This is a genomic window from Actinotalea ferrariae CF5-4, assembly GCF_000603945.1.
GTDB classification, from domain to species: domain Bacteria; phylum Actinomycetota; class Actinomycetes; order Actinomycetales; family Cellulomonadaceae; genus Actinotalea; species Actinotalea ferrariae.
Genome location: NZ_AXCW01000487.1, coordinates 1 through 1,247 on the forward strand (window position 1 = coordinate 1; position 1,247 = coordinate 1,247).

Annotated in this window: 1 pseudogene; it reads left to right on the forward strand. The window is 21.0% G+C overall.

Going from position 1 to position 1,247, the window contains the following annotated elements:
* Nucleotides 1-263: 263 nt before the first annotated feature.
* Nucleotides 264-1,247 (forward strand): annotated as a pseudogene (locus N866_RS22545) (DNA-directed RNA polymerase); the annotation flags it as partial.

The window sequence follows — 1,247 nt, forward strand, 5'->3', positions numbered from 1 at the left end:
TTTTTTATTTAAATAATTTTATAGATTGAAGAGGGAGAATTTATAATTATTCTTTTGGTTTAAATTTTCAAGGAAGTGATTTATCTAGTTCATTATTAGTATTTGCGGAAGGCGAACCTTTAAATGAGTCTGGTATTTATTATTTTTATATTAATTTAGCTAACAATCATAATGAAAATAAATTATCTAAAAAAAGTTTTGTTGAACGTTATAATTGAGTAGTTAAAAATTATAATAAAATAGTTAACTTAGATAAAGATTTAATTTTAGGTGCTGAAAAAATATTTAATTTTCTATCTTTAGCTTTAGTTTTAAGAGAGTATGATAAAGATAAAAATTATATTGTTAATACTCCTATATTTTTAGATGCTACTTGTAGTGGTATCCAACATGTTGCAGGTTTAATTAAAGAATTTGATTTAGCTACAGCTACTAATTTATCTCCTGCAAATCAGTTTGATAGTCCTAATGATCTCTATTCTGATGTTGTTGAAAAAGTAAATAAAGAACTAAATGATTTTGGTTATTTAAATATTGAATATAGTAATTTACAAAAAGTAAAATTGACTAGAGAAATTTTAAAAGAAAGTATTATGACTAAAGTCTATAATGTTACTATATATGGAATGACTGAACAAATTAAAAAAAAAATTAGATTTTTAAAAGATCCTTATATTGAAAGAGAAGAAATATTTGTAAATAATCTTCAAAAAAAAATACAAATAGGAAAATATATTTATAAAGTACCATCTAAAATTAAAGGAGAAGATATTATTTTAAATATTAAAGATATTTATAAAATAGCAAAAATTCTTAATGAGACTATTTTTAAAGAATATAAAGGATTAGAAAAAGTTTATTCTTTTTTAAAATCAATGGCTAAATTAACAAATAAATTAAATATACCTTTAAATTGAATTACACCTGCAGGTTTAGATATAACTCAAAAATATAATAAAACTAAAACATCTTCTATATCTATTAAATTATTTGGAAGAACTAAACAATTAAACTTAACAGAAAAAACTGATGAACTTAATACTTTCAAACAAGAATTAGCAATTATTCCTAATGTTATTCATTCTTTAGATGCTAGTCATTTATACGAAATTATACTAGAAACAAGAAAAAATAATATTAATAATATTTTAGCTGTTCATGACTGTTTTGGAACACATCCAAATAAAATGGGTGATCTTATTCATGCTGTTAGAAAAACTTTTATTATACAATACACTGATTTAAAT